Genomic DNA, 24,058 nt, shown 5'->3' on the forward strand with positions numbered 1-24,058 from the left:
AAAGAGTGAATGTAAGGCGTTACCAGCTGAATAGTACCCACTGAGGGATCAGCATGTCCGGTTGATCCGAACGAATGAATTGCCCGCTCGTGCCGTCAGCGCGCACCAGATAATACGGCTTGCCATGTTTGGGCGTGATTTTAACCGCATACACGAAGCCGTTGGCTTTGTACTCCTGAATGAAATTCTCGCCGTCCTTGCTGATGGTGACGTCGGGCTCCGCCGAAGGTGCTTCGTCGTCGACAGCCATGGCAAGCGCAGGGCATGCGGCCAACAACAAGACCAGTGACAGGCGATTTGGCGCGCGCATGATAACCTTGTCCCTTTGTCGTCAACGGTCTTCGCATTCTAGCGCCGACCCCGCCGAAAAGGTTGATCCTGCACATGAGTCTCGCGCCCCTCGTCCTGGTGGACGGTTCTTCTTATCTGTACCGCGCCTTCCACGCGCTGCCGCCGCTCACTACGTCCAAGGGCCTGCCCACCGGTGCGGTCAAGGGCGTGCTCAACATGCTCAAGAGCCTGCGCAAGCAATATCCCGAAAGCCCCTTTGCCGTGGTCTTCGATGCGAAGGGCGGGACGTTCCGCGATGAGATGTTCGCCGAGTACAAAGCCAATCGACCCAGCATGCCCGATGACATGCGCGTGCAAATCGATTTTCTGCACAACTGCGTCAAAGGCCTGGGGTATCCGCTGCTTTGCGTTGAAGGCGTCGAAGCCGACGATGTAATTGGCACACTTGCGCGCAGCAGTGCGGCCGCCGACCGCCCGGTCGTCATCTCGACGGGTGACAAGGACATGGCTCAATTGGTGGATGGCCACATCACGCTGGTCAACACCATGACCGGCAGCGTTCTCGACGTGGCCGGGGTTAAGGAAAAGTTTGGTGTCGGTCCGGAGCACATCGTCGATTATCTCGCACTGATGGGCGACAAAGTCGACAATATCCCGGGCGTTCCCGGCGTGGGCGAAAAGACCGCGGCCGGATTGCTGGTCGGTATTAACGGCGGTCTCAAAGAGCTCTATGAGAACCTCGACAAGGTGCCGACGCTGTCCATTCGTGGCGCAAAATCCCTGCCAGCCAAGCTTGAAGAGCACAGGGAAATGGCATTTCTTTCCTACCAGTTGGCGACGATCAAAGTGGACGTTCCGCTGGATATCGAACTGGATGCTCTGCATTGCGGCGAGCCTGACCGCGAGGCGTTGCTGGCGTTGTACACCGAGCTTGAGTTCAAGAGCTGGATCAACGATCTGCAACGCGAAGCCAAGCAGGACGGCGCCGAAATACCGACCGCCGCCGCCGAGCCCGCGCCGGTCATTGAAGCCAAGTATGAATTGATCCTTGAGCAGACGCAGTTCGACGCCTGGCTGAAGAAACTTGAAGCGGCTGATTTGTTTGCTTTCGTAGTGCAAAGCAACGGTATCGACGCCCAGCGCGCGCAAGTGGTGGGCTTGTCGTTTGCGATAAAGACCCACGAGGCGTGCTATATCCCGCTGACCCATTCCTACATGGGCGTGCCGCAACAGCTGGATCGGGACGCAGTGCTCAAAGCCGTCAAGCCGATGCTGGAGGATGCCAGCAAGATTAAAGTCGGTCAGCACGCAAAGTTCGCGATCAACTTGCTCGCCAACTGCGCGATCGACGGCGATCAGCAACAGGGTATCCATGTGCAGGGCGTCAAGTTCGACACGATGCTGGAGTCCTATGTCCTGGATTCCACGGCTACGCGGCATGATCGTGACAGTCTGGTGGCCAAGTATCTGGATCACACGCCGGTGAACTTCCAGGAAATTGCAGGCAAAGGCGCCAAGCAGCTTTCGTTCGATCAGATCGCGCTCGAGCAAGCAGGCATGTACGCCGCTGAAGAAGTCGATCTGACGCTGCGCTTGCACGAAACGCTTCAGGAAAAACTGGGCAAGACACCCTCCCTTGCGCCGGTGCTCAACGACATTGAAATGCCGTTGATGCCTGTGCTGGCGCGCATTGAGCGCCAGGGTGCGTTCGTGGATGCCAAGCTTCTGGGCATCCAGAGTGTGGAGCTGGGCAACAAAATGACCGAGCTTGAGCGCGAGGCGTTTGCGATTGCCGGCGAGGAGTTCAATCTCGGTTCGCCGAAGCAGCTGGGCGTGATCCTCTACGAAAAGCTGGGCATGCCGATCATCAGCAAAACAGCCACCGGCCAGCCTTCCACGGCCGAAGCCGTACTGGCGGAGCTGGCCGAACAGGACTTCCCACTGCCTAAGGTGTTGATGCAGTACCGCTCGATGAGCAAGCTCAAGAGCACTTACACCGACCGGCTGCCGGAGCAGATCAATCCGCGCACCGGGCGGATTCACACGTCGTATCACCAAGCGGTCGCGGTCACCGGGCGCTTGTCTTCCAGCGATCCGAACCTGCAGAACATCCCTATCAGGACCGCCGAAGGTCGCCGTATTCGTCAGGCCTTCGTCGCCCCGCAGGGCTACAAGCTGCTGGCGGCGGACTACTCGCAGATCGAACTGCGGATCATGGCGCACCTGGCCAAGGACGAAGGGCTGTTGCACGCGTTCCGCAATGATCTGGACGTGCACCGGGCGACAGCTGGCGAGGTGTTCGGCGTCGAGCTGGCGGATGTCACCCATGACATGCGCCGCAGCGCCAAGGCGATCAACTTTGGTCTGATCTACGGCATGAGCGCATTCGGTCTGGCCAAGCAGATTGGTGTCGACCGCAAACAGTCGCAAGCCTATGTAGACCGCTACTTCGCGCGGTATCCGGGCGTGCTGGAGTACATGGAGCGCACCCGCACGCAAGCGGCGGAACAAGGGTTTGTGGAGACCATTTTCGGTCGCCGTCTCTACCTGCCGGACATCAACGCGAAGAACCAGGCGCTGCGCAAAGGCGCCGAACGCATGGCGATCAATGCCCCGATGCAAGGCACTGCCGCCGATATCATCAAGCGCGCCATGGTGGCGGTGAACGGCTGGCTGGATTCGTCAGGCCTGGACGCGCGCGTCATCCTGCAGGTTCACGACGAACTGGTGCTCGAGGTGCGCGAGGACCTTGTGGAGCAGATCAGCAGGGACATCCGTGTGCACATGAGCGGTGCAGCCGAGCTGGACGTGCCGCTGTTGGTGGAAGTGGGCGTGGGGAACAACTGGGACGAGGCGCATTGATCAATAGTTGACCGAAGATTTGCGGCTTTGTCAGCGAGCTCGCCCGTGAGTCAGCCTTCAGACGCCACGCACAGGTGTCGTATGGGCCTGAGACCTCGCGAGCGCGCGCGCTGGGCAGTGCCTCCGGTTGAGCGCTCTGAAACGCGCGGCGTGAGGCAAGCCTTGCCTGCCGCCAACATTAAATTTCCTCAGGTTTTGAACTTCCGCGGACAAAACCCGGTCAGAGTTTGCGAATGGCTGACGTAGCCATTCATGCTCCTATGTTGTGTTAAGTGTTGGCAGATATCCGGACCCCTTCCCTAGAGGTCTGGACTTAGACCCCGAACTTCCCCTCCCCATATGAAGTCCGGGGTTTTTTTTGCCTGCGATTCAAGCCGCAGGCGCTTTGTCTTCCAATTCCATCCAGTCAGCGAGCACGGTGTACGCCTCTTCCAGGCCCATGCGCTTGGGTGCCGAAAACAGCTGGATGGTGACCGTGTCGCCCCACCCCTTCCGAATCTCGGACTGCACTTTGAGCAGCGTGTTCTTCGCGGCGCCGAAGGTCAGCTTGTCCGCTTTGGTCAGCAGAATGTGCATCGGCATGCCGCTGGCGATGGCCCAGTCGAGCATCAGCAGGTCGAAATCGGTCATCGGATGGCGAATGTCCATCATCAGAATCAGACCCTTCAAACTTTCGCGGCTGCCCAGATACGCCTCAAGGTGACGCTGCCAGTGCTGCTTGAGCGGGATGGGTACTTTCGCGTAGCCATAACCTGGCAGGTCCACCAGCCGACGATCATCGTCCAGGCTGAAGAAGTTCAGCAGCTGGGTACGGCCCGGCGTCTTGGAAGTGCGCGCCAGACTGGCATGGGTCAGCGTGTTCAGCGCACTTGATTTACCGGCGTTGGAGCGACCGGCGAAAGCCACTTCAAAGCCTTCGTCGTCGGGGCATTGATCGACTTTGGCAGCGCTGAGCATGAACTTGGCTTGTTGGCACAAACCGAGGATCGGGTTTTTCAGTTGCATGGGATATCCGGTGGGAGCGTTGCGGCAGAGGCGCGGCAACGGGGTGTCGTTTCCGTTTGATGGACGCAAGTATATAATGCCGCAGATTTTGTGTGTGCTTTGTCCACTCGCAGGATGAAGTTCGTAGAAGTCAGACTAACCTTACACGAACAATAAAGCGCATTGGATCAACCGATGAACAAACTACTGGTTAGCCTGCTTCTGACCTTTGGCATTGCTGGCGCGACGCTCGCCGCCGATGCGGTGGTAGGCGACCCGGTCGCAGGCCAGGCAAAAACGGCAGTCTGCGGGGCTTGTCATGGGCCCGATGGCAACAGCATGGCTCCCAATTTTCCCAAACTGGCTGGCCAAGGCCCGCGTTATCTGCTCAAGCAACTGCATGAAATCAAGGATGGCAAGCGTGTCGTCCTTGAGATGACCGGCTTGCTCAACAATTTCAATGATCAGGATCTGGCCGATATCGCTGCCTGGTTCGCCAGCCAGAAAGGCAGTGTCGGCGCCGCTGACCCGAATCTGGTGGCGCGCGGCGAGGCGTTGTTCCGGGGCGGCAAGCTGGATCTGGGCATGCCGGCATGCACCGGGTGCCATTCACCCAATGGCGCAGGTATAGCCGCCGCAGGTTTTCCGCACCTTGGCGGACAGCACGCAGATTACGTGAAGAAACAGCTGACGGCCTTTCGCGAAGGCGAACGTACCAATGACGGCGATACCATGGTGATGCGCACGATTGCTTCCAAGTTAAGCAACAAGGATATCGAAGCGTTGTCGGCCTATATTCAAGGGCTGCACTGATCGGGAGGAACGCGCATTCAGGGCGCTTCGACCAGTGAAATGTTTGTTAGTGTTTCCCCGCATCGACGGGCTAAAAAGGGTAGCGAACGGCTGCCCTTTTTTGTGCCCGCAGGCGTTACACTTGCGAACTCGTATCACCTCGCTCGGTCGAACTGCGGCCATCGAGGTGACTTTTCATGCCTAGGAGTTAAGCATGCGTAATCTGATTCTCAGCGCCGCTCTGGTTTTCACCAGCCTGTTCGGTCTGACCGCTCAGGCGGCGGAGCCGATCGAAGCCGGCAAACAATATGTCGAGCTGAGCAAAGCTGTCCCTGTTTCCGAACCCGGCAAGATCGAAGTCGTTGAAATGTTCTGGTACGGCTGCCCACACTGCTACGCGTTCGAACCGACCATCAATCCTTGGATTGAAAAACTCCCTGCCGACGTCCACTTCCTGCGCATTCCTGCAATGTTCGGCGGCCCTTGGGATGCTCACGGCCAGCTGTTCATCACGCTGGACACCATGGGCGTCGAGAACAAAGTCCACGCCGCCGTGTTCGATGCCATTCAGAAGGGCGGCAAGCGCCTGACTGACCCGAACGACATGGCTGAATTCGTGGCCACTCAGGGCGTCGACAAGACCAAGTTCCTCGAGACCTTCAACTCGTTCGCAGTAAAGGGCAAGATCGTCCAGTACAAAGAGCTGGCCAAGAAGTATGAGATCAGCGGTGTACCGACCATGATCGTCAACGGCAAGTATCGTTTCGACCTCGCCTCTGCGGGTGGTGCGGACCAGGCGCTGGAAGTGGCTGATCAGCTGATCGCCAAAGAGCGCACCACGCTGACTGCCAAGTAAGCCCTGATCATGGGGCGCTGGGGTACTGAACGTGTCGTTGCCCGGCATACGCCCAAGGTCAACGAGCGTCATCTGCAGAAAACAGGATTGCCAGCCGATGGCCGGCTGCGTTTGCTCAGTTTCAACATTCAGGTGGGCATCAGTACCGAGCGCTATCGGCACTACCTGACCCGCGGCTGGCAGCATCTGCTCCCGCACAACGGCCGGGCCGGGAACCTGCAAAAGATCGGCGACCTGCTCAACGACTATGATCTGGTCGCTTTGCAGGAAGCCGATGGCGGAAGCCTGAGGTCGGGCTACGTCAATCAAGTCGAACACCTCGCTCAGCTCGGGTCATTTCCGTACTGGCATCAGCAACTCAACCGAAACCTGGGACGTCTTGCTCAACACAGCAACGGCGTGCTCAGCCGCTTGCGTCCCTGGGACATCGAAGATCACCCGCTGCCCGGGCCTGCCGGTCGTGGCGCCATTCTCGTACGCTTCGGCGAGGGGCCGGACGCGCTGGTCGTGGTGGTCATGCACCTTGCGCTGGGCGCTCGGACGCGCACTCGCCAGCTGGCATACATTCGGGAGCTGATCGGCGGTTATCGTCATCAGGTGCTGATGGGTGACATGAACACCCACGCCACCGATCTGCTGGAGCTCTCGCCTTTGCGCGATCTGGGCCTGCTTGCGCCGCAGATCGAGGCGACCTTCCCCAGCTGGCGCCCCCAGCGGTGTCTGGACCACATTCTTCTGAGCCCGACCCTGACGCTTGAAAAAGTGCAGGTGCTGGCCCAGCCCATTTCCGATCATCTGCCGGTCGCGGTGGAGATTCGCTTGCCGGCCTCATTAATCGGTGACTCGCTGCCGATAACAAGCACATCTCCTCTCGGACCTTCGGAATGAGCGACGAAGCACAACGCTGGAAAGAAAAGTACCTGAAAAGCATCGAGCAGCAAGACAAGCTCGAGCGGCGTTGGAACGCGCGCCTCGACCTGTTGCGTCGCGGTCTGGTACGCAGCAGCCTGGCGGCCGAAGGTGCTGACAAGGCCGTCGATCAATGCATGAAGGAAATGCGCGAGATCGTCCGCAAGGACGATATGGATGCTGGACTGGCGGCTTTGATCCCGCGCCTTGAGAAGGCTGTGCTGGACTCCGAGCAGCGGCGCGAGAAGCGCGTCGAGCAAATGGGCACCGCGTTGACCTCGCTGGTCGCTCAGCTGCAATCGCTGCCGCTGCCCAAGGAAGTCAGCAAGCCGCTCAAACGCTTTGCCAAGAACCTCGAAGACCGCGTCACCCAGGCGCGCGAACTACCGCTGCTGCTCAGTGAGTTGAGCGGCCTGCAGGGAAAGGCGCTGTCGCAGCTCGATCATCCCGAGGAAGCCGCCCGTCCTGGCTTTCTGCAACGTCTGTTCGGCAGCCACGCCCATGGCGAGGATGGGGAGCCGGCGCAGGTTGTGCAGCCTGCCGTCGAGCCGGCAAAACCCATTGCCCGTGAAGTGGATGAAGAGCCTGCGCCTACATCCGACGCCACGGCGCAGCAAGAGGCGCAGTGGATCAACGAAGCCCCCGTTTCAACTGAACATCCGACCGCTCACGAAAATCCGGCCTCTGCCTCAGAGGCCTCGTCTATAGAGCCAGCGCCAGCAGCGCAAGCCCTGGCCGCCGAGCGTAATGAGCATGTTGACGCGGGGGAGCCGGCACTCGACGAGCCTGTCGACGCTTTGCCGACTGACGCTGAGGTCAGTGAGGCGCAAGCGAAGGTCGTTGAACACGCCATCGAGCCTGATGCCGTGCCCGTCGCTGATGCCGAACCGGCTGCGGAGCGTCCATCGACGGTCGCGGATGACGAGGCCGTCGTAGACGACGAAGCGTCGGTTGCCGAGCAGTCCGTGGCGGATGAGGCCTACGAAGCGTTGGTCGAAGAGCCGGATGACGAAGAAGACGAAGAAGACGGAGAGATCGAGGACGAGGACGGTCCCTATGCACTGCCCTCCTCACCTGAGCCCAGTTACAGCTCGGTTGCGGCGCACATTGAAGACACGCTGCTGGGGCTGCTCAACGATCTGACGCTGCCTGAACATCATCGCCCGCAAGCTGAAGCGATGCGCACGCGGCTCGAACATGGGCTGAACTGGTACGAATTACTGCCGATACTCGACGATCTTGCTGTGTTGATGTTGGCGATCACCGACAGCGGGCAGCACGAGTTCGAGGCGTATCTCAAGCAGCTCAACGAGCGACTCGAGTCCTTCCAAAGCAACCTGCGCGCCGCGAGTGAAGACCATGCTGACCAACAGTCGGCGTCACGGCAACTGGACGATCAGTTGCGCGAGCACGTCGGCGGGCTGCAAAACAGCGTTCAGGAAGCGGCAGATCTGAATACGCTTAAAAACGTTCTCGAACGCCGTCTTGAAGGTCTGATCAGCACCATGGATCAGCATCAACAGCAGCGCGATCAGCGCGAACAGGAAGTTGCCTCGCGCCTGCAGTCGCTGGCCAGCCGCGTGGCGACCATGGAGCAGGAGGCTCAAGGGTTTCGTGTGCATCTTGAGGAGCAGCGACAGAAAGCGTTGATCGATACGCTGACCGGCCTGCCGAACCGCGCGGCATGGAACGAGCGCCTGGAACACGAAATCGATCAGTTGCAGAAGAAGCGCGCCAGTCTGCTGCTGGGCATTCTGGACCTCGATCACTTCAAACGTATCAACGATGGCTATGGGCATCTGGCTGGCGATAAAGTGTTGAAGATTATTGCCGGGCAATTGAAAAAGCGTCTCCGGCCTTCTGATTTCATCGCACGTTTTGGCGGAGAAGAATTCGTCTTCCTGCTGCCCCATACGCAGATGGAGGAAGGGCTCGCTCTGCTTGAGCAGCTGCGCGCTGCCATCGAACAATGCCCTTTCCACTTCAAGGGCGAGCCGGTCACCATTACGGTGTCAATGGGGATGACCACTTTCAGGCCTGGCGAGCGCAGCGACGTGGTACTCAAGCGTGCAGATCAGGCGCTGTATCGCGCCAAGGATGAGGGGCGGAATCGAATCGAGCCAGGTTGAGCGCTCGGGTCAGGTCATCAAAATACTCAGGCAATTTTGAGCACATCGGCAGCGCTACGTTACACTGTTGCATTATTTGCCGGTGTGCTCTGCCTTTTATGAAGTCTCTGATTGCCCTTTCCCTGCTCCTGCTGCTGACCGCGTGCGCCAGTGGCCCGAAGCTGGACACCAGCCATCCTTCAGCCAATTACGACAGCCGCGCGCAATTCGTGGTGGTGCATTACACCTCCGCGTCGCTTGAGCGATCATTGGAGCTGCTGACTCATGGCGAAGTCAGTGCGCATTATTTGATCGGAGACGGTCCGGCGACGACGTACAAGCTCGTAGACGAAAGCCAGCGGGCGTGGCATGCCGGTGAAAGCGAATGGGACGGTCGCACCTGGCTGAACTCGAGCAGCATCGGCATCGAGATTGTGAATCCGGGCTATCGCGACACGCCCACCGGGCGTCTGTGGTACCCGTACAGTGAGGCGCAGATTCAAGCGCTGATCGTGCTGCTCAAGGACATCGTCAGACGGAACCATATCGAGCCCCGGCACGTGATCGGTCACAGCGACATCGCGCCCTTTCGCAAGCTTGATCCCGGGCCTTTGTTCCCATGGAAACGCCTGGCGCAGGAAGGGCTGGGGATCTGGCCCGACGAACAGCAGGTCGCTCAGCGGCAAACTCAGATGATGGGTGTGATGCCGAGCATTTCCTGGTTTCAGCAACAATTGGCGTTAGTGGGCTATCCGACCCCGCAAACCGGGGAGCTGGACATCGCTACACGCCACGTTATAGCGGCCTTCCAGATGCATTACCGTCCGCAGAAATTTGACGGTGAACCGGATCTTCAAAGTGCAGCTATCCTTCAGGTTCTGAACCTCAGGCACTAAGTTAGCCATCCTCTGATTTTTTTTCGGGCTATTTGCGCGCTTGTTGCTATACATCAGTAGTATTCATTTGGATGACGGCCGATGTTTACGGCGACGCCGCAATTGCGCACTTTTCTCTATCGCCCGACGCTTCTTGCGCTTCTCGCAGCGTTGCTGAGCGCGGTCGTCCTGCTTTCAGCCAGTTTCGGTCTCGCCATGCATCAGGCGCGACAGGAAGAAAGTGCCCAAATGAATGCCCAGGGCGAGCGGTTCCTGGTGAGACTGGAGCAGTTGTTCGGCCAGCTGCGCGCAGGGCTGGACCAACTTGAGGCCCAGCCGCTTCGCGGTTGCAGCCCTGAAATGGTTGAGCAGTTGCGGCAGGTGAACTCCCGCTATCGCTTCATTTATGAAGTCGCTTATGTCGACGACACCCAGTTCTGTTCGAGCTGGACACGCCAGAGCATGATCGGCAAGCCGAGGGCGCCAGATATTCGCGGACCGACTTACGATTACTGGCTGAACACTTCCACCCAACCCGACGATAACCTCGCCTCGCTGATGCTGGGGCGTGGCGATTTCAGGGTGTCGACCTCTCGCGGGCATTTGACCGACGTTGTGGATTTGCCCGCCGGAGGCAGCCTGGTGGTAGTCCTGGATCAGGGGACCAAAGCCATTCCGGTTCTGGGACCGACTCAACCCTGGCCGCCGACGCCCGACTGGACGCCGACCACGGTTGAAACGCTGATAACAACCCACGACAAACTGGTGTACCGGATGCCCACGCAGAGCCCGGAATATCAGCTGGTGCTGATCACGCCGCGCAGCGGCCTGCAGCAGAAGGTCACGGGGGCGTGGTGGCTGCTGGTGCCCGTCAGCCTGCTGGTGTCTTTGTGCATCGGGATTCTGGTCCTGCAACTGGTCAGGCAGCGTCAGTCGCTCGGCGGTGAATTGCACGGTGCGCTAAGACGTGGCGAACTGAAGGTTTTGTATCAACCTATTTTCGACCTCAATACCCGCTTGTGCGTGGGTGCTGAGGCATTGGTGCGGTGGCGACGACCAGACGGCACGCTCACCAGCCCGGATCTGTTTATCCCGCTGGCGGAAAATACCGGGCAAATCCGTCAGATCACCGATTTTGTGCTGCAACAGTTGCTCGAGCAGCTCGGGCAACTCCTGCGCGCCAATCCGCATCTTTATATTTCGGTAAATCTGGCGGCTTGCGACGTGATGGCGCCGCGCATCGGCCGCGTTACGGCCAAGCTGCTGGCGCTGCATCGGGTTGCCCCGCGACAGATCGCTTTTGAAGTCACCGAGCGCGGGCTGGTGGATGTGGTGGTCGCGCGCAATCATCTTCAGGCGTTGCGCGACCGAGGGCATCAGGTATTGATCGATGACTTCGGCACCGGCTATTGCAGCCTGGCCTATCTGCAGACGCTCCCGGTGGATTGCCTGAAGATCGACAAAGCGTTCATCGACGCGTTGGGCCATGATGCTGCCAGCAGCGGCGTCGCCCCGCACATCATTCGCATGGCGCATGCACTGCAGTTGCGGGTGATCGCTGAAGGCATCGAGTTTGAGTCTCAGGCGCTGCTGCTCAAGAGCGAGGGCGTGATTTATGGGCAGGGTTGGCTCTTTGCCCGGCCGCTGAGTGCGGCCAAATTCACCGAGCTGGTCACCGGCGGGCGACGCAGCGGTGGCCGCAGGACGGATGATGTGGCGTGAAATCGGGTCACGCCGATCGAGTCGCTTAAAGCGGCAGCGCCATGTAGAACTGCGTGCCCTGCCCCGGACGTGAATACACGCCCATGCGTCCGCCATGCAGTTGCACAATCTCTTTGCACAATGCCAGACCCAGTCCAGCGCCGCCTTTCTTACGGCCGACCTGCACGAAGGGCTCGAAAATCCGGGCTTGCTGGCCGTAGGCGATGCCTTCGCCGTTGTCTTCAACGCTGATGATCAGGCGCTCTCCGTGACGTCGAGCTTGCAGACGGATCAGACCTGATTGCGGTGTATGGCGCAGCGCGTTATCCAGCAGATTGTCCAGCACGCGGTCCAGTTGTGCCTTATCAGCCTGCAGTCTGGGCAGCGGTTCCTGCATTTCCATCAACACCTGTACATCCTGCTTCGCAGCCGGCTCCGCAAAGCGCTGGCGAGCGGCACCGAGCAATTCCCCGATGTCGCAAGGTTCCAGCGTGAGCTTCTGCAGGCCGTTCTGGTAGCGGGAAAAGTTAAGGAGGTCGTTGATCAGCTGCATCAAGCGCTGCATTTCTTCGTTGACGGTGTCGAGCAGGTCCATTTCGCGCGAGTCGGGCGGGAAGTGCACGCGTTCCTGCAGCAGTCCGAACGCCATGTGCATCCCCGTCACCGGCGTTCGCAACTCATGGGATGCGCGCAGAACGAACTCACTGCGCACACGCTCGAAGGCGCGTTGCTCCGTGACATCATGCAACACCATCACAGCACCCAGAATATGACCTTTGGTGTGGCTGACCGGCGTCAGGCTATACGTCAGCAGACGGGTTTCTCCGTCAACCTCGATGGAAAGGTCCTCAGGTGCCCGTTCCAGCGTTCCGCCACGCAGCACCAGATAAAGTTGCTCGTCCAGCTCGGGTCGTTGCAAGGCTTCGCCGAGGCCTTGGCCCAGTCGACCCTCTTCCCAACCCAGCTGGCGCTGGGCGACCGGGTTCAAATGCTCCAGACGGCCTTGCCGATCAATCATCAGCAGGCCATCGTCGATGCTGTCCAGCACCGCCTGAAGCCTTTGCTGCCCTGCGAGCAACTGATCGACGTTGGTGACCTGATGCTGGCGAAGGGATTCTGCCATCATTCCGAAACGACGGGTCAGCTGGTTCATTTCCGCCGACGAAGAGATCGGCAGCGTGACGTCGAAATTTCCTTCGCCAATGTTGTCCGCAGCCCGGGCCAGCGCCTCGATAGGGCCACCGAAGCGACGCGCAATACCATGAGCGGTGATGAAACCGATCGCCAGCACGGCCAGACCCACCAGCCCCAGCAGCGACGCTACCCACAACGCTTTCGATCGTGAGGCGCTTTCGGCGTCGTTGATATTGGCGAGGGCCTGACGATGCGCATCGAGCAGACCGTTTCGCAGCGTATTAAAGGCGTTAGTGACTTCGGTGTCATCGGTCAGCGAATTGGTCGGCTGTCTGGTGTCCTGTAATGCCTTGAGGAAACGCTCGTAGTCCCCACGGGCCTTTTCAAAGCCGCTGCGCGTGTTGGTCTGTTGGTCATGATCAATGCCCTGATCGAGCAGTTCCTGAAACTGCTGCTGATTCTGTAGCAGCGCCTTCGGATCAGGATTGTCCTTGAGCAACATCACCAGTTGATCGCCCAGGTTCTGTCGCAGCTTCAGACCGATATCCAGCGTAATGAAGTTGTGTCTGATCAGCGATTCCTGCGACTTGGCCATCTGCATGACACTGACCAGGCCCAGCAGCAGGCCCAGCAAGGCAACCGTGATGAGCGCCGAGATACTGAGAAACAGCCGGGTACGCAACTTCATGGCGAACATTATCGATAGCCTGTCACAGGTTGTACTGCTTGCGCTTGCGGTACAGCGTCGAAGCATCGATACCCAACGTGCGCGCAGCCTGATCGAGCGTGTCGCTGGTGGCCAGTACCGCGCCGATGTGGGCTTTCTCAAGCTCATCCAGGCTCAACGCCGCCCCCACGCGTGGCGCATTATTGGTCGGCTGTTCGGCCATGCCCAAGTGGCTGATTTCGACCTTTTCCTGGGGGCAGATGATGCTGGCGCGTTCGATCACGTTGCGCAGTTCGCGGATGTTGCCCGGCCAACGATAATTGAGCAGCGCGCTGCGGGCTTCTTCGCTGAAGCCGCGAGCGGGACGACCGTATTCCTTGACGAAGCGGGCGAGGAAACGGTCAGCCAGCGTCAGAATGTCTTCCGCCCGCTCGCGCAGCGGCGGCAGGTGCAGCGTAATGACGTTCAGGCGATAGAGCAGGTCTTCACGGAAGCGCCCTTCCCGAACCATGTCTTCGAGTTTCAGGTTGGTGGCCGCCAGGATGCGTACGTCGGCGCGGCGGGTCACCGGGTCGCCCACTCGCTCGTACTCTTTATCCTGAATGAAGCGCAGCAGCTTCGGCTGAAGGGTCAGCGGGAAGTCCCCGATTTCATCGAGGAACAATGTGCCGCCATCTGCCTGGTTGACTCGCCCAAGCGTGCTTTCGCTGGCGCCGGTGAATGCACCCCGGCTGTGGCCGAACAGCTCGCTTTCCATCAGCTCGGCTGTCAGCGACGGGCAGTTGATGGTTACACAGGCTTTTTTGGCGCGCTTGCTCCAGCCATGAATGGCCCGTGCCAGTTCGCCCTTACCCGTGCCGGACTCGCCGAGAATAAGAATGTTGGCATCCGTGTTGGCGACCTGACGTGCCGTTTCCAGAATGGCCATCATCGACGGGCTGTGAGAATCCAGTCCGTCTTTGGGCTTACGTACTTCGCCTTCCAGCGCTTCGAGTCGGGCCGACAGTTGACGCACTTCCAGCTGTTTGGCCGTGGCCAGACGCAGCTGGTCCGGGCTGCAGGGCTTGACGAGATAGTCAGCTGCGCCGGCCTGAATGGCGTCCACAGCCGTGTCGACCGCTGAGTGGGCGGTCACGATGACTACGCGCATCCACGGCGCTTGAATGCGCATCTGCGCCAATACATCCAGGCCGTTGTCCTCGCCCAGACGCAAATCCAGAAAGCAGACATCGAACACCTGACGCTGCAAAAGCGCCTCGGCCTGCGTCGCACTGTTGGCAGTGGCAACGCTGTAGCCTTCATCTTCCAGGCAATAGCGGAAGGTGCGAAGGATGGCGGATTCATCATCCACAAGCAGAATACGGCCCTGATTCTCAGCGGCTGCTTCCATTTTTCCTACGCTCCTAAATGAATGATCTTGGTTAGTCCCGGAAAAATCGGGCAAGTTGCATGGTTCATTCTGATTGATTCTGTGGGATGCATGGTAGCGATCTGCGGAAAAAACCATTAACCCATTGATCTGCGATGCCTCCAACCTTTGGATGGCTGGCATCAGTGGGTTGGGGACAGGTGCCGGGGTGAGCTCAGAACAGAACATCTTGGCGAATGGAAAGTCTCTCCAGAGGTACCTATTGCAACTGTCTGGAGATTTGCCATGCATCCGTTGAAGAAAATCGCCTTGGCCATTGCCACTGTCGGCTCGCTTGCAGGGGCGCCTGTCATGGCTCACGCGGCCACGGGTGATTTGCAAACCCAATTGGCTGAAGCGCGTCAGGAAGGCTCGATCTGGACGGCCTTTGCGCTCAATCGCCATTTGAGTCCCTTCAAGATCAGCGTTGAGGTCGAGCAAGGCACTGCGACGCTTAAAGGCAAGGTCGAGAATCAGGTCGACAAAGACCTTGCCACGCAGATCGCCAGCGATACCCAAGGCATCAATAAAGTCGACAACCAGCTGGAGATAGATCCGCAAGTCGTTGCGGAGCCGGGCACTAAGGCGAACATGGCGCAGCGTTTCGACGATGCCACGCTGACGGCGACCATCAAATCCAAGCTGCTGTGGAACAGCGTCACCGAGGGGCTGAACATCGAAGTCAGTGCAGCGCAAGGCGTTGTCACGCTCAAAGGTCAGGCCAAGGATGCCGAAGCCAAGCAGTTGGCCGGGAGCCTGGCGAGCAACACGGACGGTGTGACCGAAGTCAACAACCTGATCAGCTTGAGCGCGCGGGACACTCAGGCAATCAAGGAGCAGAACGAGGCGCAGGCCAGCAGCGTGCATGAAGAGTTCAGCGATGCCTGGATCACCAGCAAAGTCAAATCCAGCCTTATTTATAGCCGCAACCTCGACGGCCTGAATATTAAGGTCGAGACCAAGAGTGGCGTTGTCAGCCTGGATGGGGTAGTTGCCAACTACGCGGAGAAAGAACTGGCCGTGGAGATCGCCCGCAATATCCGCGGCGTCAAGGGTGTCGATGCCGATACCCTGCGCGTCATGACCCGCAGCGCGGGCTGATCCTCGATCTAAAGCAGCAAAGCTGGCAGTCAGCAAGCCCTTCAGGGTCGACACTGATTGCCTGTCTTTTTGCCTCCAGACCCGTGTTTTCAGTCAACGTCCTCGACAGTTAGTCCCACCGCTTCGTGCAGAACGCACGATGCCAAATGTTCAATCGTGCAGCTTGCTGTTTCATGCCAATCCTAACCCGCGCATAACTTCTTGATTTTTAAGGATTAAATCCTTCAAAAGAAGCTGGCACACGGCGTGCAATATCACTGGTAACAACGGCCGGTCTCGACGGCCAACAAGATTGCCAGGAGTCAGCTGAATGAACACTCAACATCTCGCCAAACTGCGTATTTCCCCACTGCAAGTGCAGCAAGGTTTGTTTGCCAGTCTGGCGCTGATGGTCACCCTCATCGTGGTGCAACAGTTCACTCACTGGAACCAACAGCAAGAAATGACTCAGGTGCCTCACCTTTACTCCCACAGCGCGCCTTTCGCCAAGGCGAGCGCGCTGAAAGCGTCAGACGTTGCACTGAGTTTGCAGACGGTTGATGACGCGGAGGCGGTGAACGACCAGGCGCCACGTCAACAGAGTTGGGTCTTCTGATCATCGTGATCGCGGGCTCGATCTACCTTGAGGGTCAATGTCGACACCTCGCCGTAGTAAGAAATTAAAAACAGTAAGGAGAATCACCATGTTGAGCTGGGCTATCACATTTCTGATCATCGCCATTGTTGCAGCGGTTCTGGGCTTCGGTGGTATCGCGGGCACTGCCACGGGTATCGCCAAGATTCTCTTTGTCGTGTTCCTGGTTATGTTTGTGGTGTCGTTCTTCTTTGGTCGTCGCGGTCGGGGATAACGATGATCGCGAAGCAATTCTCTGCTCTGGCACTGGCGCTCCTGGGGGGCGTCAGTACACTGGCCTCTGCGGCCAATGATGGTCAATCCCGGGTCAACGAGCTGCTTAGCTCCGATTCCGAGTACCGCCAGACATGGTCGTCGGTCGTCAAGAAGGAGGAGCGGTTGCCGGATTGGGTGATCAACCTCTCTGGCGCGTCGGATCAGATGAATGCGGTGACCGAGGATGGTGACAAGTACCTGGTAGGGCCTCTTTGCGAAACCCAGGACACGTGTATCAATAAACGGCTGATCGTCGCCTTCAGCATGGACAAGGCTCACGCCTACGCCATGCTGGTTGAAGTCCCGGCGGGCCTGCCGGCGGATAAATCCCCGACTCGCCACGCTGATTACCGGTTCCTCGGCAAACCTGACGAAGGCATGCAAGGTCTTCTTAAAGAACAGCTGAAAAAAGACCCGAACTGGTATTGATTCAGATGATGGAAGACCGAATGTAATTGGGTCTTCCTGAAAGCCGCGCAACCCGAGGAAGGTCTGCGCGTGACCAAGGGGCCGGGGCGTTCTGACCAATGGAGTGGCTGGAGCGAACCAGGTGTACAGGGAGTACTCCCATTCGTGGGCCGGGTCAGGCAAGCCGCAACGCAAGTCCATCGTCCGATTGAGCGTGAGCCGTTATCCGACAGTGGACTTGCGAGGCGCAAACTCTAGCGCTCTGATCTCACGTCTCAGCCGTTTTAGCGACAGTTATCCCTACTTGTAATTCTTCCTACATCGTGCTTACACCCATCCTACGACCGTATATCGAGAAAAAATCGTCGATGGCGGTGCTTTGGCCGTACATGACCCATTTGTCACTTGCGTGCCCCTTCCTTCCGCAAACATCGCTACACACGACGTTATAGCCACTTCCGAGCATTTACGCGCCAGCTGGCAAGTCAGCGTTCAATGGCACTTTTGCCTAAGTCATTGATTTTCCTCATGCCGATTCGGCATGAGGTAGTCATTTACGGCATTAGACGATGTGACCTTCCATGGGAATAGTTGCGCCCTTTTTCGCCTGCTAAGAGCTCGGATGCTCGCTTGCGGTCACCTTCTGGACATTTCCAAGGGCACCTGCGCTTTAACGCGGACTGACAACAGACGTGCAGCGCTGGTTGAGAAGTGTCGCAGCCACTACAACAAGGGTAATGACATGAAGAAGGCAAAACTGAGCCTCGCCTGGCAGATCCTCATCGGCCTGGTCCTGGGCATTGCGCTCGGCGCGGTCCTGAACCACTTCAGCTCCGAGAAGGCCTGGTGGATCAGCAACATTCTGCAACCGGCGGGCGACATCTTCATTCGTCTGATCAAAATGATCGTCATTCCTATCGTGATTTCTTCCCTGGTCGTCGGAATCGCTGGCGTTGGCGATGCCAAGAAGCTGGGCCGCATCGGCCTTAAGACCATCCTGTATTTCGAAGTCGTCACCACGATTGCAATTGTGGTCGGCCTGCTGCTCGCCAACGTCTTCCATCCTGGCACCGGCATCGACATGAGCACGCTGGGGACGGTGGATATCTCGCAGTACGAGAAGACCACGGCCGAAGTGCAGCATGATCATGCGTTCATCGCGACCATCCTCAATCTGATTCCTTCGAACATCTTCGCTGCCGTCGCGCGTGGCGACATGCTGCCGATCATTTTCTTCTCGGTGTTCTTCGGCCTGGGGCTTTCGAGCCTGAATGCCGAAGTGCGAGAGCCACTGGTGAAGGTCTTTCAGGGCGTGTCGGAAACGATGTTCAAAGTCACTCACATGATCATGAACTACGCACCCATCGGTGTGTTCGCGCTGATCGCAGTAACCGTGGCCAACTTTGGTTTTGCCTCACTGCTGCCGCTGGCCAAGCTGGTGATTCTGGTTTACGTCGCCATCGCCTTCTTCGCGTTCGTGGTGCTGGGCCTGATCGCGCGCCTGTTTGGCTTCTCCGTCATCAAGCTGATGCGCATCTTCAAAGACGAATTGGTGCTGGCTTACTCCACTGCCAGTTCCGAAACCGTGTTGCCTCGCGTGATCGAGAAGATGGAAGCCTACGGTGCACCGAAGGCCATTAGCAGCTTCGTGGTGCCGACCGGTTATTCGTTCAACCTGGATGGCTCGACGCTGTATCAGAGCATCGCAGCGCTGTTCATCGCGCAGCTTTACGGGATTGACCTGTCGATCGGCCAACAGCTGATGCTGGTACTGACTTTGATGGTGACCTCCAAAGGCATCGCGGGCGTTCCGGGTGTGTCGTTCGTGGTGCTGCTGGCGACGCTGGGCAGCGTTGGTATCCCGCTCGAAGGACTGGCCTTCATTGCGGGTGTCGACCGCATCATGGACATGGCGCGTACGGCCTTGAACGTGATCGGCAACGCGCTGGCGGTATTGGTCATCGCGCGCTGGGAAGGCATGTACGACGACGCCAAAGGCGAACGTTACTGGAATTCTCTGCCGCACTGGCGCAGCAAGGAATCCCTGCCTGCCGGTCAGTCGACAGTCGATTGATTGCTGAGCAGTGCTGACCAACAGACCCCGCCCTCATGCGGGGTTTGTTGTATTTGAGTTTCAGCTGGCCGCGCCCACGGGGGTCTGCTCTCGCCGCAGATCGCGGGCCGCGCCGCATAAGTCGTAAGCGCGTGGCGCCTCCAGTTCGCGTGTCCTGTCTGCTAACTGTGGGATAGGGTTTGTTGTTTGCGCCCTCGCCGCTATCATCCCCGCATCTTCCGAGGGGACTTACCGATGCTCAACGGCCTATGGCTTGGCTTTTTCGTGGTTGCGGCGATTTCCGCGCTGGCGCAATGGTTGATTGGCGGCAACGCAGGGATCTTCGCGGCGATGGTTGAAAGCATCTTCGCCATGGCCAAGCTCTCGGTTGAGGTGATGGTGCTGCTGTTCGGCACGCTGACGTTGTGGCTCGGCTTTCTGAACATCGCTGAAAAGGCCGGAATCGTCGACTGGCTGGGTAAGGTGCTCGCGCCGCTGTTCCATCGTCTGATGCCTGAGGTCCCGCGCGGCCATCCTGCTCTGGGCTTGATCACCCTCAATTTCGCCGCCAACGCACTGGGCCTTGATAACGCTGCCACGCCAATCGGCCTCAAGGCCATGCGCTCGCTGCAGGAACTCAACCCCAGCCAGACCGTAGCGAGCAATGCGCAAATTCTGTTTCTGGTCCTGAATGCCTCGTCGCTGACGCTGCTTCCGGTGACCATCTTCATGTACCGGGCGCAGCAAGGCGCGGTCGATCCGACCATGGTGTTCCTACCGATTCTGCTGGCGACCAGCGCGTCGACGCTGGTGGGCCTGCTATCGGTTGCGGTTATGCAGCGCCTGCGCTTGTGGGATCCAGTGGTGCTGGCCTATCTGGTGCCCGGAGCGCTGTTGCTTGGCGGCTTCATGGCGGTGCTGGCCGGGTTGTCCGCTACGGCGCTTTCCAGCCTTTCGTCCATATTGGGCAACGTCACGCTGTTCGGCATCATCATGGTGTTTCTGGTGATCGGCGCGCTGCGCAAGGTCAAGGTCTACGAAACATTCGTCGAAGGCGCGAAGGAAGGCTTCGATGTGGCGAAGAACTTGCTGCCGTATCTGGTGGCAATGCTGTGCGCGGTGGGCGTCTTGCGCGCATCCGGAGCGCTTGACCTGATTCTGGAAGGGATTCGCCACGGGATTCAGTGGATGGGCCTGGACACGCGCTTCGTCGATGCCCTTCCGACCGCGCTGGTCAAACCGTTTTCAGGCAGCGCAGCGCGTGCCATGTTGATCGAAACCATGAAGACCCAAGGTGTCGACAGCTTCCCGGCGCTGGTGGCCGCGACCATTCAGGGCAGTACCGAAACCACGTTCTATGTGCTCGCCGTGTACTTCGGCGCAGTGGGCATCCAGCGCGCCCGCCATGCCGTCGGCTGCGCGCTGCTTGCGGAACTGGCAGGCGTCATCGCTGCCATTCTGGTGTGCTACTGGTTCTTCGGCTCGGCCGTGTAGTGCCGCTGACCCTGCTCCACAGTCCATTGCAGTACCTGGGCCGCCAGCGAGTCGCTGGCCTGGCCGAACCCCGCCACAACGGCCGCAACCTGCTTGTCACCCACGGGTTGATGCACCTCGAAACGGCGGCTTGCCACGATGCGCTGACGCTCATCGGACAGCCGCGCATCCAGTCGAATCACCACTTCGATGGCCTGCCCGCGGTACTCGCTCTGAAAGGCCTGTAACTCTCCGCCCAGCTCGAAATCCGCCTGCAGGTTGCTGTCATCGGTACTGATCGACAGCACTCGGCCGTCGCGATAAAACGCGTCGGTCAGGCGATTGCGCAGCAACACGGGCGCCGGGTCGCTCCAGCGCGCGCCCTTATAACTGCTGATCACGTCACCCTGCGGGATCACCGCAATACGGGCGCTGTCCAGGGTCTCGCTGGATTTTGGACGCACGACCCGCAGAGACCAGGGCGCAGGCGTCTGCGCTTTGCTGGTGGCTGACGCAGTCGGCAGCCGGTAGACGTCAGACGGCTCCTGTTTGGGCAAAATGGAGCACGCTGCCGTCGACAACAGGGCAGTCACCAGCAGCAGTTGGGTAATTGAGTGACCGGCAAGCCTCATGGCTCAAACTCCTTGTTTTTGTCGCTCCCGAGCAGATACCCGCTGGGGTTGGCATTCAGGCTGCGTGAGATGGTTTTGAGTGACGACAGGGTTTCGCGCAGTTCACGGATCGCCGGACCCAGTTCACCCAGGCCCTGCAGACCGCCGTTGACCGAGTCCTGGTTGTCTTTGAGAAATGCGTTGATGGTCAGGCTGCTCTGTTCCAGCGATTTCATCGCCTGCTGCGCACTGGTAATGGCTTGCTTGCCATCGCTGGTCAGCAGTTGGTTGGCGTTGCGCATCAAGGTCGATGTCTGCTCCAGCGTGGTGCCTGCCTGCTTGCTCAACACCGTCATCTGCTTGAGCGCCTGTCGGATATCGTCACGCTGATCGGAGATGACACCGGTGGTCTGTTCCAGATGCTGCAAGGTCTTGGTCAGCGTCTTCACATTGTCCGACGAAAAAATCTCGTTGGTGTTGTGCAGCAGGGTGTTGATGCCGGTCAGCAGGTCGTTGCTGTCGTTGAGCAAACGCGAAATCGGCGATGGCGACGCGATGATCACCGGCAGGTTGCCGTCTTCGCCCTTCAGAGGCTCGCTTTGTGGCGTGCCGCCGCTGAGCTGAATGATTGAGGTGCCCGTGATGCCGGCGAGCGCGAGTTTGGCAAACGTGTCGCGCTTGATCGGTGTCTCGCCGGCGACGCGAATCTGTGCCAGTACGCGGCGCGGATCCTGAGGGTCCAGACGCAGGTTGACCACGTCACCCACTTTGATGCCGCTGTATTGGACAGGACTGCCTCGTGACAGGCCTGTCACGGCTTCGTTGAACACAACCTGATAATCCTTGAACGCTGTGTCCACGCTGGACTTGGCCAGCCACAGGCCGAACAGCAGCGCGGCAGCGACCACGATCACTGTGAACAGGCCGATCAGGACGTGATGGGCGCGGGTTTCCATCATGAGACCTCGTGTGGGTGAGTGGCCGCTGCATAGGCCGAGCGGCCGCGCGGGCCATGAAAGTATTCGTGAATCCAGTCGTCCTTGTACGCCGACACTTTATCGATGCTGTCGGCCACCAACACCCGTTTTTGCGCCAGGACCGCGACCCGGTCGGTAATGGTGTACAGCGTGTCCAGATCGTGGGTGACCATGAACACGCTCAAGCCCAATGCGTCTCGCAGCGTGAGGATCAACTGATCGAAAGCCCCGGCGCCAATGGGGTCCAGCCCGGCGGTCGGCTCGTCCAGAAACAGGATGTCCGGATCCAGCGCCAGCGCTCGGGCCAGTGCCGCCCGTTTGATCATCCCGCCCGACAGCGATGCCGGATACTTGTGCGCGGCCGACAGCGGCAGGCCGGCCAGCGCCATCTTGATCCCGGCCAGATGCTCGGCTTCTTCGCGGTTCAGCCCTGCGTGCTCGATCAGCGGCAGGGCAACGTTTTCAGTGATGGTCAACGAGGAGAACAACGCGCCCTTCTGAAACAGCACGCCGAAACGTCGTTCAACCTGAGAGCGTTGTTTGTCCGGCAAATTCAGCAAATCCTGACCCAACACGCGGACATTGCCTGCAGCGGGGCGCTGCAACCCGACAATGCTGCGCAACAGCACCGATTTGCCGCTGCCCGAGCCGCCGACAACGGCCAGGATCTCCCCGCGATACAGATCAAGGTCGAGATGCTCGTGCACCACTTGCGGCCCAAACCGATTGCTCAGGCCCCGCACCTGGATGACCGTTTCGCTGGGTTGTACGCACCGTCTGGTCACCAGCCGATCTCCATGAAGAACATTGCGGCCAGTGCATCCAGCACGATGACCACGAAAATCGATTGCACCACGCTCGATGTGGTGTGAGCGCCCACTGACTCGGCACTGCCTTCGACCTTGAAGCCCTCAAGACACCCGATCGCGGCGATGAAGAATGCAAAGATCGGTGCTTTGACGATGCCCACCAGAAAGTGTTGAACGCCGATGTCGGCCTGCATCAGCGAAAGGAACATGGCCGGAGAAATGCCCAGCGAGAGCGCGCAGACCACGCCGCCGCCAACGATGCCGCAGATCATCGCAAGAAACGTCAGCATCGGCAGTGAGATGAGCAGCGCCAGGACGCGAGGCAGGACCAGCATTTCAGTAGGACTCATTCCCAGCGTTTGAAGGGCATCGAGCTCTTCATTGGCTTTCATCGAGCCGATCTGCGCAGTGAACGCGCTGGCCGTGCGGCCTGCCAATAGAATCGCCGTGAGCAGCACGGCAAATTCGCGCAGAAACGAGAAGCCGATCAGGTCGACGGTGAAAATTGTCGCGCCGAATGCTTTCAGCACGGTGGCGCCCAGGAACGCCACGACAGCGCCCACCATGAAAGTCAGCAGTGCCACGATGGGTGCTGCGTCCAGGCCGATCTGTTCGATATGGGCGATGACCGATGTGGTCCGCCAGCGCCGTGGGCGTAGCAGCGTGGTGACCAGGGTTTGCAGGATCAGGCCGATAAAGCCCAGCAACTGCAGGGTGTCCTTCAGGATGACATCGACCGCGCAGCCGATCCGGGCCAGCAGTTGGGTGCCAACGGCCACTTCTGGATCTTTCAGCGGCTGGCAGTAGTCACTCAGCGCGCTCTGGATGGTTTGCATGAGCGCGCGACTGGACTCCGGCAAATTGGGGGCCTGAACTGCCAGCAGACGCAGACGTTGCACTCCCAGCAGCTCGACCAGCAGCGACGCTCCGGCGGTGTCCAGCGCGCCCAGCTGGCTCATGTCTACCTGCGTACTGGGTCCGAAGCCTGCACTGAGCGCGTCTGTCTGATGCTTGAGCGCTCGATAATGGGCAAGCGTCCAGTCTCCGGCAATCCGCAGCTGCGTGGGATCGGTCGAAGTATCCAATAAGACGCTTCCCGAAACCTGAGAAGCGCTGTTAACACGGTGTGTCAGTGGTGTCATGGGAGCGA

At 59.1% G+C, this 24,058-nt stretch carries 21 protein-coding genes; 13 read left to right on the forward strand and 8 right to left on the reverse strand.

Annotated features, from left to right (window positions below):
- Positions 1-19: 19 nt before the first annotated feature.
- A complete protein-coding gene (locus BMZ10_RS20975) occupies positions 20-310 on the reverse strand; it encodes a DUF2782 domain-containing protein (protein WP_093466662.1) in 291 nt (96 codons plus the stop codon).
- Positions 311-384: 74 nt separating this feature from the next.
- Between BMZ10_RS20975 and polA the strand changes: the two genes are divergently transcribed.
- The gene (gene polA, locus BMZ10_RS20980) at positions 385-3,153 is read left to right on the forward strand and encodes a DNA polymerase I (RefSeq protein WP_093466664.1); all 2,769 of its coding nucleotides are present in this window, start codon (positions 385-387) and stop codon (positions 3,151-3,153) included.
- 369 nt (positions 3,154-3,522) lie between these two features.
- On the opposite strand, the gene yihA is transcribed toward polA, so the two are convergent.
- Positions 3,523-4,158 carry a ribosome biogenesis GTP-binding protein YihA/YsxC gene (gene yihA / locus BMZ10_RS20985; protein ID WP_093466666.1) on the reverse strand — a complete coding sequence of 212 codons (636 nt, stop codon included), beginning with the start codon at positions 4,156-4,158 and terminating at the stop codon, positions 3,523-3,525.
- A gap of 174 nt (positions 4,159-4,332) precedes the next feature.
- On the opposite strand from yihA, the gene BMZ10_RS20990 reads away from it, so the two are divergent.
- From BMZ10_RS20990 to BMZ10_RS21015, 6 genes are all read left to right on the forward strand, one after another.
- Positions 4,333-4,950 (forward strand): c-type cytochrome, encoded by a 618-nt coding sequence (locus tag BMZ10_RS20990; protein ID WP_093466668.1) that lies wholly within the window; start codon positions 4,333-4,335, stop codon positions 4,948-4,950.
- 193 nt (positions 4,951-5,143) lie between these two features.
- Positions 5,144-5,785, forward strand: coding sequence for a thiol:disulfide interchange protein DsbA/DsbL (locus BMZ10_RS20995; protein ID WP_093466670.1), 642 nt, complete (start codon positions 5,144-5,146; stop codon positions 5,783-5,785).
- Between the two features lie 9 nt (positions 5,786-5,794).
- Positions 5,795-6,673 carry an endonuclease/exonuclease/phosphatase family protein gene (locus BMZ10_RS21000; RefSeq protein ID WP_093466672.1) on the forward strand — a complete coding sequence of 293 codons (879 nt, stop codon included), beginning with the start codon at positions 5,795-5,797 and terminating at the stop codon, positions 6,671-6,673.
- Complete coding sequence (locus tag BMZ10_RS21005; RefSeq protein ID WP_093466674.1) at positions 6,670-8,823, forward strand: GGDEF domain-containing protein; 2,154 nt, start codon at positions 6,670-6,672, stop codon at positions 8,821-8,823. The genes BMZ10_RS21000 and BMZ10_RS21005 overlap by 4 nt, the downstream gene beginning before the upstream one ends.
- A gap of 98 nt (positions 8,824-8,921) precedes the next feature.
- Positions 8,922-9,698 carry an N-acetylmuramoyl-L-alanine amidase gene (locus tag BMZ10_RS21010; protein WP_093466676.1) on the forward strand — a complete coding sequence of 259 codons (777 nt, stop codon included), beginning with the start codon at positions 8,922-8,924 and terminating at the stop codon, positions 9,696-9,698.
- Between the two features lie 81 nt (positions 9,699-9,779).
- Positions 9,780-11,399 (forward strand): EAL domain-containing protein, encoded by a 1,620-nt coding sequence (locus BMZ10_RS21015; RefSeq protein ID WP_093466678.1) that lies wholly within the window; start codon positions 9,780-9,782, stop codon positions 11,397-11,399.
- Positions 11,400-11,424: 25 nt separating this feature from the next.
- On the opposite strand, the gene BMZ10_RS21020 is transcribed toward BMZ10_RS21015, so the two are convergent.
- Both BMZ10_RS21020 and algB read right to left on the reverse strand, forming a co-directional pair.
- Positions 11,425-13,212 (reverse strand): KinB sensor domain-containing domain, encoded by a 1,788-nt coding sequence (locus BMZ10_RS21020; RefSeq protein ID WP_093466762.1) that lies wholly within the window; start codon positions 13,210-13,212, stop codon positions 11,425-11,427.
- 10 nt (positions 13,213-13,222) lie between these two features.
- Complete coding sequence (gene algB / locus BMZ10_RS21025; RefSeq protein WP_093466680.1) at positions 13,223-14,569, reverse strand: sigma-54-dependent response regulator transcription factor AlgB; 1,347 nt, start codon at positions 14,567-14,569, stop codon at positions 13,223-13,225.
- 264 nt (positions 14,570-14,833) lie between these two features.
- Here algB and BMZ10_RS21030 point away from each other — a divergent pair, with 264 nt between their 5' ends.
- The 6 genes from BMZ10_RS21030 (at position 14,834) to BMZ10_RS21055 (ending at position 20,532) form a co-directional block, all read left to right on the forward strand.
- Positions 14,834-15,688, forward strand: a complete 855-nt coding sequence (locus tag BMZ10_RS21030) for a BON domain-containing protein (RefSeq protein ID WP_093466682.1) — start codon at positions 14,834-14,836, stop codon at positions 15,686-15,688.
- Between the two features lie 310 nt (positions 15,689-15,998).
- The gene (locus tag BMZ10_RS21035) at positions 15,999-16,283 is read left to right on the forward strand and encodes a hypothetical protein (protein ID WP_093466684.1); all 285 of its coding nucleotides are present in this window, start codon (positions 15,999-16,001) and stop codon (positions 16,281-16,283) included.
- An 88-nt stretch (positions 16,284-16,371) separates the two neighbouring features.
- Entirely contained in the window at positions 16,372-16,536 is a 165-nt protein-coding gene (locus BMZ10_RS21040) for a DUF1328 domain-containing protein (protein WP_002555679.1), read from the forward strand.
- Between the two features lie 2 nt (positions 16,537-16,538).
- Positions 16,539-17,006: an inhibitor of vertebrate lysozyme family protein gene (locus BMZ10_RS21045; RefSeq protein WP_093466686.1), complete on the forward strand. Its 468-nt coding sequence runs from the start codon at positions 16,539-16,541 to the stop codon at positions 17,004-17,006.
- 721 nt (positions 17,007-17,727) lie between these two features.
- A complete protein-coding gene (gltP, locus tag BMZ10_RS21050; RefSeq protein ID WP_093466764.1) occupies positions 17,728-19,059 on the forward strand; it encodes a glutamate/aspartate:proton symporter GltP in 1,332 nt (443 codons plus the stop codon).
- A gap of 234 nt (positions 19,060-19,293) precedes the next feature.
- A complete protein-coding gene (locus BMZ10_RS21055; RefSeq protein WP_093466688.1) occupies positions 19,294-20,532 on the forward strand; it encodes a nucleoside recognition domain-containing protein in 1,239 nt (412 codons plus the stop codon).
- Here the strand turns inward: BMZ10_RS21055 and BMZ10_RS21060 are convergent.
- Genes BMZ10_RS21060 through BMZ10_RS21075 form a run of 4 tightly spaced genes read right to left on the reverse strand, consistent with a single transcriptional unit; the run spans position 20,505 to position 24,050 of the window.
- Entirely contained in the window at positions 20,505-21,143 is a 639-nt protein-coding gene (locus BMZ10_RS21060) for an ABC-type transport auxiliary lipoprotein family protein (RefSeq protein ID WP_093466690.1), read from the reverse strand. The two genes, BMZ10_RS21055 and BMZ10_RS21060, sit on opposite strands and share 28 nt — an antisense overlap.
- The gene (locus BMZ10_RS21065) at positions 21,140-22,078 is read right to left on the reverse strand and encodes an MlaD family protein (RefSeq protein WP_093466692.1); all 939 of its coding nucleotides are present in this window, start codon (positions 22,076-22,078) and stop codon (positions 21,140-21,142) included. Before BMZ10_RS21065 ends, BMZ10_RS21060 begins: the two co-directional genes overlap by 4 nt.
- Positions 22,078-22,884, reverse strand: coding sequence for an ABC transporter ATP-binding protein (locus tag BMZ10_RS21070; RefSeq protein WP_093466694.1), 807 nt, complete (start codon positions 22,882-22,884; stop codon positions 22,078-22,080). Before BMZ10_RS21070 ends, BMZ10_RS21065 begins: the two co-directional genes overlap by 1 nt.
- Positions 22,881-24,050 (reverse strand): ABC transporter permease, encoded by a 1,170-nt coding sequence (locus tag BMZ10_RS21075; protein WP_093466696.1) that lies wholly within the window; start codon positions 24,048-24,050, stop codon positions 22,881-22,883. The genes BMZ10_RS21070 and BMZ10_RS21075 overlap by 4 nt, the downstream gene beginning before the upstream one ends.
- Positions 24,051-24,058: the final 8 nt, after the last annotated feature.

The organism is Pseudomonas sp. NFR16 (genome assembly GCF_900108875.1).
GTDB lineage: Bacteria > Pseudomonadota > Gammaproteobacteria > Pseudomonadales > Pseudomonadaceae > Aquipseudomonas.

What these genes read in the sequence shown, in the direction of transcription:
- BMZ10_RS21045 (WP_093466686.1), top strand. Translation starts at nt 16,539, where the DNA reads ATGATCGCGAAGCAATTCTCTGCTCTGGCACTGGCGCTCCTGGGGGGC.
- yihA (WP_093466666.1), bottom strand. Translation starts at nt 4,158, where the DNA reads ATGCAACTGAAAAACCCGATCCTCGGTTTGTGCCAACAAGCCAAGTTC.
- BMZ10_RS20975 (WP_093466662.1), bottom strand. Translation starts at nt 310, where the DNA reads ATGCGCGCGCCAAATCGCCTGTCACTGGTCTTGTTGTTGGCCGCATGC.
- BMZ10_RS21000 (WP_093466672.1), top strand. Translation starts at nt 5,795, where the DNA reads ATGGGGCGCTGGGGTACTGAACGTGTCGTTGCCCGGCATACGCCCAAG.
- BMZ10_RS20990 (WP_093466668.1), top strand. Translation starts at nt 4,333, where the DNA reads ATGAACAAACTACTGGTTAGCCTGCTTCTGACCTTTGGCATTGCTGGC.
- BMZ10_RS21035 (WP_093466684.1), top strand. Translation starts at nt 15,999, where the DNA reads ATGAACACTCAACATCTCGCCAAACTGCGTATTTCCCCACTGCAAGTG.
- BMZ10_RS21055 (WP_093466688.1), top strand. Translation starts at nt 19,294, where the DNA reads ATGCTCAACGGCCTATGGCTTGGCTTTTTCGTGGTTGCGGCGATTTCC.
- BMZ10_RS21075 (WP_093466696.1), bottom strand. Translation starts at nt 24,050, where the DNA reads ATGACACCACTGACACACCGTGTTAACAGCGCTTCTCAGGTTTCGGGA.
- BMZ10_RS21065 (WP_093466692.1), bottom strand. Translation starts at nt 22,078, where the DNA reads ATGGAAACCCGCGCCCATCACGTCCTGATCGGCCTGTTCACAGTGATC.
- polA (WP_093466664.1), top strand. Translation starts at nt 385, where the DNA reads ATGAGTCTCGCGCCCCTCGTCCTGGTGGACGGTTCTTCTTATCTGTAC.
- BMZ10_RS21040 (WP_002555679.1), top strand. Translation starts at nt 16,372, where the DNA reads ATGTTGAGCTGGGCTATCACATTTCTGATCATCGCCATTGTTGCAGCG.
- gltP (WP_093466764.1), top strand. Translation starts at nt 17,728, where the DNA reads ATGAAGAAGGCAAAACTGAGCCTCGCCTGGCAGATCCTCATCGGCCTG.
- BMZ10_RS21030 (WP_093466682.1), top strand. Translation starts at nt 14,834, where the DNA reads ATGCATCCGTTGAAGAAAATCGCCTTGGCCATTGCCACTGTCGGCTCG.
- BMZ10_RS21005 (WP_093466674.1), top strand. Translation starts at nt 6,670, where the DNA reads ATGAGCGACGAAGCACAACGCTGGAAAGAAAAGTACCTGAAAAGCATC.
- BMZ10_RS20995 (WP_093466670.1), top strand. Translation starts at nt 5,144, where the DNA reads ATGCGTAATCTGATTCTCAGCGCCGCTCTGGTTTTCACCAGCCTGTTC.
- BMZ10_RS21015 (WP_093466678.1), top strand. Translation starts at nt 9,780, where the DNA reads ATGTTTACGGCGACGCCGCAATTGCGCACTTTTCTCTATCGCCCGACG.
- BMZ10_RS21010 (WP_093466676.1), top strand. Translation starts at nt 8,922, where the DNA reads ATGAAGTCTCTGATTGCCCTTTCCCTGCTCCTGCTGCTGACCGCGTGC.
- BMZ10_RS21060 (WP_093466690.1), bottom strand. Translation starts at nt 21,143, where the DNA reads ATGAGGCTTGCCGGTCACTCAATTACCCAACTGCTGCTGGTGACTGCC.
- algB (WP_093466680.1), bottom strand. Translation starts at nt 14,569, where the DNA reads ATGGAAGCAGCCGCTGAGAATCAGGGCCGTATTCTGCTTGTGGATGAT.